Here is a 14,172-nt window from a genome sequence, read left to right on the forward strand (position 1 = left end):
AAATAACACGCAAACCCCAGCCTTGCATGGCTGAGGTCGGGTCGATTTGTATTCTTCTTCAGCTCCGAAAGGACAGAGCGCCTAAAACAGTTGCAGGTCTTTTGAACCGCTTTGGATTTCGGCGAAATTCGGCATGTTCTGGACCGCCAAAGGTACCGGGGCCGCGCCCGGCATCGCGACTGTTGGCTTCGCTGCTGCGGCCTTTCCAAAGGCTGGGCGCTCTAGCTCACCCCGGATATCGCGCAGCAGGGTTTTGTGATCAGGCATTGATCTGAGTATCTGCGCAAGATCCACTTTCGCGCCTTTCCACCACTGGAACCAGATCGGTTTCTTCAACGGCCGCAAGCGATCGCGGATGCCGGCACCATAGCCCGTATCATAGACCTGCTTACCCAAAAGAACCGTTTGATAGACGCGGAAATCGAAAAGCGTTGCAAACTCGATATCTCGTTCCAAAGGCAGGCGGTGCTGCCACAGCTCAAGGTTCTCGGCCAGCCGATCCGGTATCTTCATTTCGGTCCGCGCGTCGATCCAATATTGATCATCCGTGCGGTTGCCCAAGCGGTAGTGCAGACAAATGAAATCCAGAACCTCGTCATAGAGCTTGTCCATTTGCTTGTTATATCTCGCCCGCAGCGACGGTTCGATGTCCCGCGTGGGCAGATGCTCGGCGAACCAGCGCACCGCATGATCAATCATGTGGATCGCTGTACTTTCCAGCGGTTCGATGAACCCTCCGGCCAGTCCGATCGCCACACAATTCTTGACCCAGGCATTGCGCACTCGTCCGATACGCATCGGGATCACACGCGGCGTCGCACCTTTGCCGCTATCGCCCAGCCATTCGAGGTATTCATCCGCCGCCTGTTCATCCGTGCGATGCGCGGATGAGTAGACATAGCCCGTGCCCACACGGTTAAAGAGCGGCACCCGCCAGGTCCACCCCGCACCAAGTGCGGTGGACCGTGTGACGCTTTCAATTTTTTCTGGATCCGGGTGCTCGATCTGCAACGCCATGGCGCGGTCGTTGGGCAGATAGTCAGAATAATCCATGAATGGCTCGCCCAGCGCCTTGTTGATAATCAAGCCGCGAAACCCGGTGCAATCCACGACCATCTCAATGTCATGGCGGCCTTTCTTTTCCAGCATCAGATGACTGACATTGCCCTGCTCATCCAGCTCGACCGATTTCACCTCGTCCTGGATGTGCTCAACGCCGCGCTTGGTGCAAACCCTGGTCAACATGCCTGCAAACTTCACAGCATCCAGATGATAGGCATAGCCGAACCGCTGCTCAAACTCTGGCTGACCCAGTGGCCGCCCACCTTTGCACAGGCGCGCCAGATCATCATGGGGCGAGATGGACTGCGTGAAATCCCTATCGCCATTGCCAAAGCGCAGGAAGTATTCTGCGGGCTCTAACCCCTCTAACAACTGGCCATGCGCAAAAGGGTTCACGTAATCAATGCGATTGCCCTTGGCGTCCTTGTTCCAATTACAAAACTTCACGCCCAGCTTGAACGAGGCGTTGGTCTCACGGAAGAAATCCCGCTCTGAAATGCCGGCCTGGCGCAGCGTGACCGGCATCCGTGGAACCGTGGCCTCGCCGACGCCCACAGTCGAGATATTGGGGCTTTCGATCAGGCAGATACGCGGGCGATCCTTGGGTGCTGACGTGCGTGAAAACACCATTTCCAGGATCATCGCGGTCATCCAACCTGCCGTGCCGCCACCCACAATGGTGATCTTGCGCAAACGATTATTCATATTTTCTGTCCCTGTTGGTTTTGGGGTTTTTTAGCCGCCTGCCCTTTTTGATTTTGGGGCTTGTAAAGCAGCTTTCCCTTTTTGCCTGAGAGAAACTATAACAGCTTTCCTGCATCCAGCTAGGCACTATGACGGCCGAACCTGCATACATGCCGGGTCATCAGACCCGGCAACACAGGCCGCTCGCCACTGCGCGACTTTCTTTAGGATGGTGGATGCTGCGAGAAAGGAAATGCGCAAGTACCGGCCCTGCGTCAGATATCCTCGCCTTTTTTCAGAAGCTCTTCGATCAGAGCGCGCTGAAGATCATTGCTATCGCCGCCGCCAAATTCCGCAACTCCGCTGGAATACAAGGTGCCGTAGGTGTTGGCGATGTTCACCGTCTGGGCCAGCCCCGAGATCAACTGATCCCTTTCTAGCCGCGACAAGGGGTGGATGAACGCAGCCCACAAGGTGCCATTGGCAATCGCATATCGCGCATCCAGGGTACTGTCGAAATTCGCCTGCATCATCCGTTGCATGTCCTGAGCACTCAGATCTTCGACACTTTGGATCGACACCATGGCCCGCATCCGGTCCGCATTGACGTCGGTAATCACCAGAACGGGAACCTCCGCGATGGTAAGCTGAAAGCCTGGCCCAAGAGGCTCTGTCTCGGGGTCAAGCGCAAACAATATCTTGCCCAAACGCTCGTAGGTCATTGGCGGTTCTGCCTCTTGCGCTGAAAGCGCACTGGCGAGAAAGGTAAAAATCAAAATCAGGCGGAACATCGATTACCTCCGGCAGATGTCGATACAAAGGTAATCGACGCCTCGGGCGCTGGCCAAACAAAGCTTAGTGAACAAAGTTGTGTTTGCTCTGGCAAACGGCCCTAGGGCAGAACTGGTTCGATGACCTCAATCGCGCGGGCGAGAGCTGCGTCAATGCTCAGGTCCGAGGTATCCAGTATGACCGCATCCTCAGCTGGCTTCATAGGTGCCGTGCTGCGTTCGGCATCCCGAGCGTCCCGCTCACGCACATCGGCCAACACCTGTGAGCGTGTAACCTCATGGCCCTTGGCGTCCAGTTCCAGAAACCGTCTCTCAGCGCGCACTTCGGCGCTGGCGGTGACAAACAGTTTAACCTCGGCCCGCGGGCAAATAACGGTTCCGATGTCACGACCGTCCAACACTGCACCGCCCGCGCGGCGCGCAAAGGCGCGCTGAAAATCGACCAATGCAGCCCGCACCTCGGGGATAACTGCAACTTTCGAGGCCGCTTGCGCGATTTCAGCCGTGCGCAGATCACCCTGATCCAGGTCCTCGGCAGTCAGCGTTTGCGCGGCACTAACCGGGTCGGCACCTTCCAGCGTTCTGCGGCCAACCGCACGGTAAAGCAGGCCGGTATCGAGATGCGCAAACCCGAAATGGGCGGCAACGGCATTGGAAATCGTGCCCTTCCCCGCTGCTGCCGGGCCATCGATTGCTATGGTGAAACTGGCAACTGCCATCGCATTTACCGGTTGTTTCGCTGCAGCCGCGCACCAAGGCCAGCCATCAACGGTTCGAAGATCGGGAAAGACGTTGCGATCGGGCCGCCATCGTCGACTCCGACCGGATTTTTCGCCCCCATACCCATAACCATAAAGGACATCGCGATCCGGTGATCCAGAAAGCTCTCACAGGTGCCGCCGCCGGGAACATTGCCAATTCCCAAACCATCCACAGACCACCAATCATCGCCCTCATCGACGGTGACGCCATTAACGCGCAGGCCGCGGGCCATCGCATCAATACGGTCGCTTTCCTTGACGCGCAGTTCTTTTACGCCACCCATCATTGTGGTGCCTGTGGCATTTGCCGCGACCACAGATAGAACCGGGTATTCGTCAATCATCGAGGCCGCTCGTTCCGGAGGAACCGAGATTCCTTTCATATCGGGGGAATACCGGGCACGTAGATCCGCGACCGGTTCACCACCCTCTTCGCGCTCATTTTCATAGGTCAAGTCAGCACCCATCTCACGCAGAGTGGTAAACAGACCCGCGCGGGTCGGGTTCAGGCCGATGCCCGGAACCAGAACATCAGATCCGGGCGTGATCAGCGCAGCACAGACCGGAAAGGCCGCGCTGGAGGGATCACGGGGCACAACGATGATCTGCGGTTTCAACTCAGGGCGACCGGTCAGGGTGATCACCCGCCCCTCATCGGTATCCTCGACCGTGATTTCAGCCCCGAATCCGGCCAGCATCCGCTCGGAATGGTCCCGGGTCGCTTCGGCCTCAATCACCACGGTCTTGCCCGGTGCGTTCAGACCTGCCAACAAAACGGCAGATTTCACCTGTGCGGAGGGAACAGGAACCTCGTACTTTACTGGGACAGGGTCTGCTGCACCCACAATCGTCATAGGTAGGCGCCCCCCGGTGCGTCCCACAGATTGCGCACCAAACAACGCCAGAGGATCGGTTACCCGCGCCATAGGGCGTTTGTTGAGGCTGGCATCCCCCGTGAATGTCGCGGAAATCGCAGAGGTCGCCATCGCACCCATGATCAACCGAACGCCGGTGCCCGAGTTGCCGCAGTCAATAACCTGATCGGGTTCGGCAAAGCCACCGACGCCCACACCATGGACTGACCATTCGCCACCCCCGTGATCTGTCACCTCAGCCCCAAAGGCACGCATCGCCTTTGCGGTGTCCAGAACGTCCTCACCCTCCAACAGACCGGTGATCCGGGTTTCACCCACGGCCATCGCGCCCAGGATCAGCGATCGGTGCGAGATCGACTTGTCACCAGGCACCTCGGCCGCTCCGGTCAGCGGACCGCAAGGGTGCGAGGTCATCGGGATGGGCGTGCCGTGTCCGGACATGGGGGCTCCTGTTTTCGCTATCAGTTCCCAAGCCGATTAGCGAATTGGGGGCGCTTGGTCCAGCCGCAATCAGTCGTTGCGGCGGAAGGTCAGGTAATGCGGTGTCCGCCCTTCGCGCAGGGCCTTCTGCTCATAGCGCGTGGAAATCCAGTCTTCCCAAGGCTCACGCCAATCGGTGGGGCGTTCCGCCAACCATTCGAAACCAGCGCCCGGCACCTCTTCCAACGTTTGGCGGACATAGTCGGGAATATCTGTGGCAACGCGAAAGATCGCGCCCGGTTTCAACGACCGCGCCAACGGCTCCAGATGCTCTGGGGTCACGAACCGACGGCGGTGATGCCGGGTTTTGGGCCAGGGATCGGGGTACAGAAGAAAGGCGCGTGATATGCTGGCTTCGGGCAAGACATCAAAAAGATCGCGCGCATCGCCGGGATGCACCGCCAGATTCTCGACCCCAGCCTTGCGAATCTTGCCCAACAGCATGGCGACACCGTTGATATAGGGTTCTGCCCCAATGATACCGATATCGGGATTGCTGGCCGCCTGATGCACCAGATGCTCGCCGCCGCCAAAGCCGATCTCAAGCCAGACATCCTTGCCACCGAACAGGGCCTTCAGATCCAGCGGACTGCGTTCAGGATTGCTTTCCCAGTCCACAGCACCCGGAGACAGCGCATCGAGGTCTTCGCTTAGATACGTCTTTTGGCTTTGCTTCAGGGTCTTGCCTTTGAAGCGGCCATAAAAGTTTCTGCGGGGGCGTTGGGGGGTCTGGGTGCTCATGGCGGTGCCCATACTGCGGGGACGGCTCAGAGGCAAGGGGCGGCGGCAGAGCAGAATAGCCGCCGCCTCTCTTCCATTTCCCAAGAAATAGGCGCGCCCGCAAGGGCGCACCTATTAATAACAGTCAGATCAAACCGCCGCTTTCAACGCGTCTGCTAGATCTGTGCGCTCCCAGCTGAAACCTCCATCCGCTTCCGGCTGGCGGCCAAAATGGCCATAGGCTGCTGTGCGCTGATAGATCGGCTTGTTCAGCTCCAGATGCTGACGGATGCCACGTGGGGTCAGGTCCATCACCTGGCCGACGGCTTTTTCAATCCGATCATCCGCGATCTGCCCCGTGCCATGCGTATCCGCATAGATCGACAGAGGCCGGGAAACGCCAATGGCATAGCTCAACTGGATCGTGCAACGCTCGGCCATCCCCGCGGCTACGACATTCTTAGCCAGATAACGCGCGGCATAAGCCGCCGAACGGTCCACCTTGGTCGGGTCTTTACCCGAAAACGCTCCGCCACCATGAGGCGCTGCACCACCATAAGTGTCCACGATGATCTTACGACCGGTCAGACCGGCATCTCCGTCCGGACCGCCAATGACGAACTTGCCGGTTGGGTTGACGTGCCAATCGGTCTGATCGGTCAGCCAACCCTCGGGCAGAGTTTCGGTGATATACGGCTCAACAATGGCACGAATATCAGCCGAGCTCAGCGTCTCATCCAGATGCTGGGTCGACAGAACGATCGAGCTGACGCCAACCGGCTTGCCATCCTGGTAGATCACTGACAGCTGCGATTTCGCATCCGGGCCCAGCGCAGGCTCGGTCCCGTTCTTGCGCACCTCGGCCAGACGGCGCAGGATTGCGTGGGAATACTGGATCGGCGCAGGCATAAGCGCGGGTGTCTCGGTGGTAGCATAGCCGAACATGATGCCCTGATCACCAGCACCTTCGTCCTTGTCACCCGACGCATCTACGCCCTGCGCAATATGTGCAGATTGCTCATGCAGCAGGTTCGTAACTTCTACCGTCTCGTGGTGGAACTTATCCTGCTCATAGCCGATATCCTTGATACAGGCGCGGGCGATCTCGTCGATGCGGCCCATATAGTCATGCAGCTTGTCCTGATCAGACAGCCCCACTTCGCCGCCGATCACCACGCGATCCGTTGTCGCAAAGGTCTCGCACGCAACGCGTGCCTCGGGTTCTTCGTTCAGAAATGCGTCTAGTACGGCGTCGGAAATACGGTCACAAACCTTATCCGGATGCCCTTCGGAAACGGATTCCGAAGTAAAGGTATAGTTCTGTCGGGACATACAAGTGCTCCATTAAGATTACCCCGTCACGCCAGGAAGCCGTTGTGATGGGCACAAGAGGGGATAAGCCCCCCGAAACCGAGGGTCAATGCGAAATCATAGGTTTCGCCGCCGCAGCCCGTACCATAACAGGCTAAACAGCACCAATAGCACGGCAAAGACAGGATTATCCCCCATTCGGGAATATGCTGTCGCCGACTGAGGCGCCGGAAGTCCGGCATCAATATAGCCCGCCTGCCCAAGCGGCAGGGCCTCGGTGATCCGGCCCAGCGGGTCAATCATGGCAGAGACGCCGGTATTGGCCGAACGCATCATGGGCAGCCCCTGCTCGATGGCGCGCATCTGTGCCTGAGCCAGGTGCTGATACGGTCCCGAGCGCGTTCCGAACCACGCATCATTGGTGATTTGCAGAAGGAAATCAGCGCGCCCCGGCGCGGATAGGACATCCTGGGTGAACACAGCTTCGTAGCAGATCAACGGCAGCGCTTTACCCAATGGGCCTGCATCCAGCAGCGCCGCCCCCGACCCGGCGCTGAACCCATGTCCGGTGGTTGCAGCCATGCCATAGATCCCGAACCGCGCCATCACGTCGCCAAACGGAACATATTCGCCAAAAGGCGCAAGATGATGTTTGTCGTACAGCCCCTGCTGAGCCCCATCCACATCAAGGTAGATCATCGAGTTGTAGATACGCGGCCCGTCGCCTCGTTGAATTCCCAGAACAACCGGCGTGCCTCGCGCCGCCTCGGCGATGGCATCCAGATACGGCTGCGCGCTGCCCAGCCAGGCGGGAACCGAGGTTTCAGGCCAAACGATCAGGTCAGGCTGTGGTTCGGCGGCAGTAAACTCGATCTGACGTGCGAAGAACAGAGGTGCAAACTCTGGATCCCATTTCTGATGTTGCAACGCATTGGGCTGAACCAAGCGAACGATATGTCCCGTTTCGACCACAGCGGGCCGCGTCCCCGCATAGCCCAAAGCCAATGCGACCGATGCCACGCTGATGCCCAAGGGCACGAATACTCCGGAACGCAGCGCCAAAGCCGCCCCTAGTGGCAGCGTCGACACCAAGGTCAGCGCCCCAAGCCCGTAAGGCCCAAAAAGTGACAGTAGCTGCGCAACAGGGGTCTCGACCCAGACCTGCGCCAGCCCGGCCCAGGGGAACCCGGTCAGAACATAACCGCGGGCACATTCCGCCAAGGAGATTGCCAAGGCGAGAAACAACGCCTGTGAAACCCCGCGCGTGCCGGGCCTGCGAGCAACCCAGAATGCCAGCCCCCAGAACAGCGCCAAACCACCAGCCATGAAGACCAAAGCAAACGGAGCCATCCAAGCGTGACGATCGGCGTCCACCAGAAACGGCTCGACAATCCAGCTGAGTGCATGGGCGAAATACCCGGTCCCAAACGCCCAACCGATCCACGCCGCACGCGCACGTGTCTCGGTGCTCTGAAATATCGGTGCGACCAACACCAACGCCAATACAGAAGCCACCCAATACCCAAAGGGAGCCAGACCAAATGCAGCCAGCCCTCCCAACAAACCAGAAAGGACAAATCTAAGCCAAATGGGCCAAGCCCGTATCAGGTTCATGCAACGATATCCGGCAGCATGACACGCAGCCGTTTGATGCGCCGCGGATCCGCATCAATCACCTCAAATTCAGGCCCTTCCGGATGCAGAACAACCTCTCCTCGTGCTGGAACCCGTCCGGACAACATGAAGACCAACCCGCCAAGCGTGTCGATCTCTTCCTCATCGACATCCTCGTGGCTGGTTAGGGATCGCCCGATCTCGGCTTCGAAATCTTCAAGGGGTATCCGCGCCTGCACCACATAACATCCAGGTTTTTCCTGAACCCAAAGTTGGCTTTCATCCGCGTCATGTTCGTCCGCGATCTCACCAACAACCTGTTCGATCAGGTCTTCGATCGTCAGCAACCCGTCGACACCACCATATTCGTCGATCACCAATGCCATGTGGCGGCGCTCGGTTTGCATTTTGGTCATCAGCACACCGATCGGCATCGATGGCGGCACGAACAGCAATGTCCGCAACATCGACACCAGATCAAACTCAGTCGAGCCGCCGTTGAACCCGTGCGTCAAAGCGAAATCTTTCAGGTGGATAAAGCCCAAAGGCGTATCCAGCGTTCCTTCATATACAGGTATCCTGGACAGACCGCTTTCCCGGAAAACCTGGGCCAGCTCATCTTTAGATATCGTCGACGGTACTGACACGATCTCGACCGTAGGAATCGCCACGTCCTCGACCCGCATCCGGCGCAGGTTAATCATGCCGCGAGGTTGAGCCGGATCGACCTCTTGCCCATTGACCTCAGAAGCCGAGTCTTCACTCTGCGTTGAGAACGCATCCACTATTCGAGAGAAAAGTCCTGGTCTCTCAGTGACATTTTCGTTGCCGTCCTTCGGTTGCGCGCCCTGCGCCGCCATAGAACTGCCGTCTGTTTCGCCCATTTTCCCATTCCAAATGATAAGCCGAAAGGCTCGCTCTAAGCATTATATGGGTCATCAATACCCAGTTTGCCAAGTATCTCCACCTCAACACCCTCCATCAGCGTGGCGTCGAGATCACGAATGTGATCATAACCCAGCAAATGCAACAGGCCGTGAACGATCAGATGTGTGACATGATCATCCATGTTTTTCCCTGCCTCCGCCGCCTCGCGAGCACAAGTATCATAAGAAATCGCGATATCGCCCAGAGCAATTTCCCCTGAGAAATCGGGTTCAGGGAGTATCGGAGTCTGCCCGGCGGAATCCGCAGCCAAATCTTCGGCTGGCCAGCTAAGCACATTGGTCGGTGACGCCTTTTCGCGGAATTCCGTGTTCAACTGGGCGATCCGTGCATCGTCGCATCCCAGCAGGCTAACCTCACACTGGTCCGCATCAAGATCGCAATGATCCAAAACCGCCCTTGTGGCGCGCTCTGCCAAAAATTCGAGCCCGTCCCAGCGCGGGTCTTCAACCGATAGTTCCAGGTTCATGCCACCATGTCCAAAATCCCGATACCGGGACCCAGAAGATCAACCCGTTTCACGGCCCGTATCGGCCTCATACGCTTCGATGATCGCGGCGACAAGTGGGTGCCGGACAACATCCTTGGAGGTGAAATAGTTGAAGCTGATATTTGGTATCGTGCTCAACAGCCGTTCTGCATCCGCCAATCCCGACTGAACTCCGCGCGGCAGGTCAACCTGTGACCGGTCGCCTGTTATGACCATGCGGCTGCCTTCGCCCAAACGGGTCAGGAACATTTTCATCTGCATGGTCGTGGCGTTCTGCGCCTCATCCAGCACAACGAAGGCGTTCGCGAGCGTACGGCCACGCATGAACGCCAGAGGTGCAATCTCGATGCGCTTTTCCTCGATCAGCTTGGCCAGTTGTTTCCCGGGCAAAAAATCATTCAGCGCATCATAGAGCGGCTGCATATAGGGATCGACCTTGTCCTTCATGTCGCCAGGTAGATATCCCAGCTTTTCGCCCGCTTCGACGGCGGGACGACTGAGGATGATGCGGTCGACATGCCCGCCGATAAACATCGATACGCCAACGGCCACGGCCAGATAGGTCTTACCTGTGCCCGCCGGACCTATGCCAAAGGCCAGCTCATTGTTGAACAAGGACTGAACATAGACCTTTTGGGCGTCAGTACGCGGCTCGACCAGCTTTTTGCGGGTTTTGATCTCAACCGAACCACCCTTGAACATCTCAAGCTGATCGCCATCCCGGCTGCCGGTTCCTGTCTCCGACCCGCCCATGCGAAGTTCGCGGTCTACATCCGCTGCTTCTACGTCACGACCACCTTCCAGGCGGGTATACAGCGCTTGCAGAACTTCGATCGCCTGTTTTTGGGATTCGTCGTCACCCATGACAACCAGTTGGTTGCCACGGCGCACGATCTGCACGGTCAGCTTCTGTTCGATTTCGGTCAGGTTGCGGTCATATTCGCCGCAAAGATCTATCAATAACCGATTGTCTGGAAATTCAACAAACGCTTCCCGCTGGGGCGTTTCATTTTGCGGTGGGTTCAGGGCACCAATGGCCAATCCGCTCTCCTGTCTGGGCGTTTCACCCCAAGCGTAGACAACATTTCTTGGTGGGCGCAAGCCAGAGATTCAAATTTTCCGTACAGAATGGTAAAACCGCCGATCAAGTTGGAGGCACCGCGAACGTTCCATACAGGCAAACCTAGAACTGATAGTTCAGGCCAAACCGCAAACCACGGTAACGGGGCGTCGATTTGGTCGTAAACCCGTTGTCAAATTCGACGGTTTCAGAATCGAACCGGACGTATTCATATTCCCCAGTGATCGACCAGTTCTCATTCAGTTTGTGCTCGGCGCCAATGCTGGCCGAGAACCCTTTTCGACTGTCTTTATCCTGAAAGGACTGGGTTGTTGCCCCGGATGTAATCGAACTGGTCGTGGTTATATCGCCATGCACGTAACCAACGGAAATAAAGTATAACACTCTGCCACTTGGGTTTGTCAGACCGTTCCGAAAGCGAATTGAGATGACATCCGAAATCTCTGAACCGCCATTGACGACCGAGGTTCCGATCTGCGTCGACACTTCATCGTCCAGAGATCCGAAATCATAGCCCAACTCGACCCCATAGACGTAGTCACGCCCGCCTTTTGCGGGCAGGAGACCGCGCCAACCGCCCCGAATACCACCGTAACTGCCGGTGAGGTCCAATTCGCCGACAGCAAACGTATCTGTAGGCGTCGTCAGGCCAAAGCGGTCCGAGCCGCTGGTCGAATAGCCGGCTGTCAAGCCCAGATAGAAGGCGCTAACATCGCTGCCATAACGTGCTGACGATATTACCGGCGGTTCAGATAAATCCGGATCCAGATTCCCTGCGGCAGCGGAATTGAGTACCAGAAACAACGCGGCCATTGCGGGAAGGGCAACCCTGATATTAGACCCTGCACTAAATCTCAAATTTTTCACTCGCACCCTCCGTCATCCCGATCCGACACCAGGATCAGCACTGATATGCCGTTTCAGGAGGCGTTAGCCTAGGCCCCGAAAAAACCTGACTTTTCTCGGAACATAATTCCAAGTGATAAATCAAGGGTAAATCTTGGAAACAAATACCAGCGATGGTATCCGCATCACAGATAAAGGACGGGTCAGAGCAACTGCCCCGCCAGAGAATTCGCACCTGATCCGATGATCAAAACGTCCCGCAACGCGCCGATTTCCACATCCGCATCAGAGACGTGAACCGAATGAAGATATTCAGATTTTCCCACCATCTGTCCCGGCAACCGGCCGGTTTTTTCGAACAGAACGCGGACTTTGCGTCCAACCATGGCATCCTGAATTTCGCGTTGATGACGCGTGATCAATCCCTGCAGCCGCTGTAGGCGGTCATCCGCCACCCCAGGATCAACCTGAGACCGCTCGGCTGCGGGCGTTCCCGGGCGCGTCGAATACTTGAACGAATAGGCATAGCCGTATTTGACTTGCTCGACCAAATCCATGGTGGCCTGAAAATCTTCGTCGGTTTCTTCAGGGAACCCAACGATGAAATCACCAGACATGACAATATCCGGACGCGCAGCGCGGATACGCTCAATCAGACGCAAATAGCTTTCGGCTGTGTGACTGCGGTTCATCCGCTTCAGAATGCGATCCGAACCCGACTGGACCGGTAAATGAAGATAGGGCATCAGTTTTTCGCAGGTGCCGTGCGCCTCGATCAGGTCGTCGGCCATGTCGTTCGGGTGCGACGTGGTAAAGCGGATGCGCTCTAGCCCGTCGACCTTGTTCAACTCCCAAATCAGTCCCGCCAGCGTCATGTCGCCGTTCGGCCCAGCCCCGTGATAGGCGTTGACGTTCTGACCCAGCAGAGTGATCTCGCGCACGCCACGTTCGACCAGATCCTGTGCCTCGCGGATGATACGGTCCACCGGACGGCTGACTTCGGCGCCTCGGGTATAGGGCACGACACAAAAGGCACAGAATTTATCGCAGCCTTCCTGAACGGTCAGAAAAGCGGTGGGGCCACGTTTGGCTTTGGGACGATTCTTGAGCTTTTCGAACTTGTCCTCTTCGGGGAAATCCGTGTCCAGTGCTTTGGCGCCTTCGCGCGTCTTGGCTTCCATCTCAGGCAGACGGTGATAGCTTTGCGGGCCAACCACCAGATCGACCAGGGGCTGACGGCGCATGATTTCTTCGCCCTCGGCCTGCGCGACGCAGCCCGCGACCCCGATCTTGAGATCGGGTTTTTCGGCTTTCAACCCTTTGAAACGCCCCAGCTCGGAATAGACCTTTTCGGCTGCTTTTTCCCGGATGTGACAGGTGTTCAGCAGAATCATATCCGCGTCATCCGGGCTCTGGGTTTCGACATAGCCCTGCCCCCCCAGGGTCTCGGCCATACGCTCGCTGTCATAGACGTTCATCTGGCAACCATAGGTCTTGATGTACAGCTTTTTGGGTTCTGACATGGGGTTGGGCCTTTGCGTTCGCGGGATCGGCGTCATCTATACCCAACGAACGCCGCTTGCAATGCCAGCGCGATTACCCGATTTTGACCGAAAACTCCAGTTGGACGGGGCCGGACAGGCAATGCAGTACGACAGTCTCACTTCTTTCATTCAATCCGGCAAGGCCACGTTGGCCAAAGGTCCGGTTGCGATGATCTTCGCCGAAGACGATGTCGAGATCGACGGCACCATCCGGCACCATCTGAACCTTGGCTTCAAGTCACTGATCGTGTTTATGCCCGAAGCCTTTACGCTGGATCCTGAACTGACCGAGCGTATCCACAGAGTGACACTGACCTGCGCACCAAGAACCGTCGTCTTTGACACGGTTAATCAGGTCATCCGGGCCGCCCCGGATCTTTGGATGTACTACTGCTATAATGCCGAATACCTGTTCTTTCCTTTCTGTGAAACGCGCACGATCGGAGAGTTGCTGGCTTTTCACACCGAAGAACGCCGCAACGCCATGTTGACCCATGTGATCGACCTCTATGCCGATGACCTTGGCGCCTTTCCAAACGGGGTTGCCCCGGATCAGTCCATGCTGGACCGCACCGGGTATTACGCACATGCCCGACACAATGCTGAAGGACACCCGCTGGAAAGACAGCTGGACATATCCGGCGGTTTGCGCTGGCGGTTCGAAGATCACATCCCCTATGAACGCCGCCGCATCGACAGAATCGGGTTGTTCAAATCGCGAGATGATCTGTTGTTACTGCCCGACCACACGTTCAATGAGCCCGAGTACAACACCTATTCCTGCCCCTGGCACCACAATCTGACGGCTGCGATCTGCTCCTTCCGCGCAGCCAAGGCGCTTAAAAGCAACGCGGGGTCGACCTTCGACATCCCCAGTTTCCGCTGGCGCAACTCGGCTCGGTTCCAGTGGTCATCCCAGCAGCTGTTGGAACTGGGGCTCATCGAATCGGGGCAGTGGTTCTAGGCAG

The 14,172-nt window shown here is 57.2% G+C and carries 13 protein-coding genes and 1 riboswitch; of the genes, 1 reads left to right on the plus strand and 12 read right to left on the minus strand.

Annotation, left to right across the window (positions count from 1 at the left end; translation table 11 throughout):
- Window positions 1–81 precede the first annotated feature (81 nt).
- The 12 genes from AC2FHW_RS11400 to miaB all read right to left on the minus strand — a co-directional run bounded on the left by AC2FHW_RS11400 (window position 82) and on the right by miaB (window position 13,183).
- On the minus strand, window positions 82–1,767 hold the full coding sequence (locus AC2FHW_RS11400; protein WP_271951588.1) for a tryptophan halogenase family protein: 1,686 nt from the start codon (window positions 1,765–1,767) through the stop codon (window positions 82–84).
- Window positions 1,768–2,021: 254 nt separating this feature from the next.
- Window positions 2,022–2,537, minus strand: coding sequence for a hypothetical protein (locus tag AC2FHW_RS11405; RefSeq protein WP_271951586.1), 516 nt, complete (start codon window positions 2,535–2,537; stop codon window positions 2,022–2,024).
- 101 nt (window positions 2,538–2,638) lie between these two features.
- Window positions 2,639–3,256, minus strand: coding sequence for a (d)CMP kinase (locus AC2FHW_RS11410; RefSeq protein ID WP_142639443.1), 618 nt, complete (start codon window positions 3,254–3,256; stop codon window positions 2,639–2,641).
- A 5-nt stretch (window positions 3,257–3,261) separates the two neighbouring features.
- Window positions 3,262–4,614 carry a 3-phosphoshikimate 1-carboxyvinyltransferase gene (gene aroA / locus AC2FHW_RS11415; protein ID WP_496814395.1) on the minus strand — a complete coding sequence of 451 codons (1,353 nt, stop codon included), beginning with the start codon at window positions 4,612–4,614 and terminating at the stop codon, window positions 3,262–3,264.
- Between the two features lie 69 nt (window positions 4,615–4,683).
- On the minus strand, window positions 4,684–5,394 hold the full coding sequence (gene trmB / locus AC2FHW_RS11420) for a tRNA (guanine(46)-N(7))-methyltransferase TrmB (protein WP_185956732.1): 711 nt from the start codon (window positions 5,392–5,394) through the stop codon (window positions 4,684–4,686).
- A 129-nt stretch (window positions 5,395–5,523) separates the two neighbouring features.
- Window positions 5,524–6,705 (minus strand): methionine adenosyltransferase, encoded by a 1,182-nt coding sequence (gene metK, locus AC2FHW_RS11425; protein WP_142639436.1) that lies wholly within the window; start codon window positions 6,703–6,705, stop codon window positions 5,524–5,526.
- 5 nt (window positions 6,706–6,710) lie between these two features.
- Window positions 6,711–6,759: riboswitch (SAM-SAH riboswitch) on the minus strand.
- A gap of 42 nt (window positions 6,760–6,801) precedes the next feature.
- Complete coding sequence (gene lnt, locus AC2FHW_RS11430) at window positions 6,802–8,298, minus strand: apolipoprotein N-acyltransferase (RefSeq protein ID WP_496814393.1); 1,497 nt, start codon at window positions 8,296–8,298, stop codon at window positions 6,802–6,804.
- Complete coding sequence (locus AC2FHW_RS11435) at window positions 8,295–9,182, minus strand: hemolysin family protein (RefSeq protein ID WP_142639432.1); 888 nt, start codon at window positions 9,180–9,182, stop codon at window positions 8,295–8,297. Before AC2FHW_RS11435 ends, lnt begins: the two co-directional genes overlap by 4 nt.
- A 35-nt stretch (window positions 9,183–9,217) precedes the next feature.
- On the minus strand, window positions 9,218–9,712 hold the full coding sequence (ybeY, locus tag AC2FHW_RS11440; protein WP_142639430.1) for an rRNA maturation RNase YbeY: 495 nt from the start codon (window positions 9,710–9,712) through the stop codon (window positions 9,218–9,220).
- Between the two features lie 39 nt (window positions 9,713–9,751).
- A complete protein-coding gene (locus AC2FHW_RS11445; RefSeq protein ID WP_142639428.1) occupies window positions 9,752–10,774 on the minus strand; it encodes a PhoH family protein in 1,023 nt (340 codons plus the stop codon).
- Between the two features lie 142 nt (window positions 10,775–10,916).
- Window positions 10,917–11,627 (minus strand): outer membrane protein, encoded by a 711-nt coding sequence (locus AC2FHW_RS11450; RefSeq protein ID WP_281973462.1) that lies wholly within the window; start codon window positions 11,625–11,627, stop codon window positions 10,917–10,919.
- Window positions 11,628–11,863: 236 nt separating this feature from the next.
- A complete protein-coding gene (gene miaB / locus AC2FHW_RS11455; protein ID WP_281973461.1) occupies window positions 11,864–13,183 on the minus strand; it encodes a tRNA (N6-isopentenyl adenosine(37)-C2)-methylthiotransferase MiaB in 1,320 nt (439 codons plus the stop codon).
- 121 nt (window positions 13,184–13,304) lie between these two features.
- Here miaB and AC2FHW_RS11460 point away from each other — a divergent pair, with 121 nt between their 5' ends.
- Window positions 13,305–14,168 carry a glycosyltransferase family protein gene (locus AC2FHW_RS11460; RefSeq protein ID WP_496821989.1) on the plus strand — a complete coding sequence of 288 codons (864 nt, stop codon included), beginning with the start codon at window positions 13,305–13,307 and terminating at the stop codon, window positions 14,166–14,168.
- The last annotated feature ends 4 nt before the right edge of the window (window positions 14,169–14,172 follow it).

The sequence above is a fragment of the Ruegeria sp. YTSA108 genome, from assembly GCF_059610185.1.

Coding starts and splice junctions, on each gene's coding strand:
- AC2FHW_RS11400 (WP_271951588.1), bottom strand. CDS start 1,767: ATGAATAATCGTTTGCGCAAGATCACCATTGTGGGTGGCGGCACGGCA.
- AC2FHW_RS11405 (WP_271951586.1), bottom strand. CDS start 2,537: ATGTTCCGCCTGATTTTGATTTTTACCTTTCTCGCCAGTGCGCTTTCA.
- AC2FHW_RS11410 (WP_142639443.1), bottom strand. CDS start 3,256: ATGGCAGTTGCCAGTTTCACCATAGCAATCGATGGCCCGGCAGCAGCG.
- aroA (WP_496814395.1), bottom strand. CDS start 4,614: ATGTCCGGACACGGCACGCCCATCCCGATGACCTCGCACCCTTGCGGT.
- trmB (WP_185956732.1), bottom strand. CDS start 5,394: ATGAGCACCCAGACCCCCCAACGCCCCCGCAGAAACTTTTATGGCCGC.
- metK (WP_142639436.1), bottom strand. CDS start 6,705: ATGTCCCGACAGAACTATACCTTTACTTCGGAATCCGTTTCCGAAGGG.
- lnt (WP_496814393.1), bottom strand. CDS start 8,298: ATGAACCTGATACGGGCTTGGCCCATTTGGCTTAGATTTGTCCTTTCT.
- AC2FHW_RS11435 (WP_142639432.1), bottom strand. CDS start 9,182: ATGGGCGAAACAGACGGCAGTTCTATGGCGGCGCAGGGCGCGCAACCG.
- ybeY (WP_142639430.1), bottom strand. CDS start 9,712: ATGAACCTGGAACTATCGGTTGAAGACCCGCGCTGGGACGGGCTCGAA.
- AC2FHW_RS11450 (WP_281973462.1), bottom strand. CDS start 11,627: ATGGCCGCGTTGTTTCTGGTACTCAATTCCGCTGCCGCAGGGAATCTG.
- miaB (WP_281973461.1), bottom strand. CDS start 13,183: ATGTCAGAACCCAAAAAGCTGTACATCAAGACCTATGGTTGCCAGATG.
- AC2FHW_RS11460 (WP_496821989.1), top strand. CDS start 13,305: ATGCAGTACGACAGTCTCACTTCTTTCATTCAATCCGGCAAGGCCACG.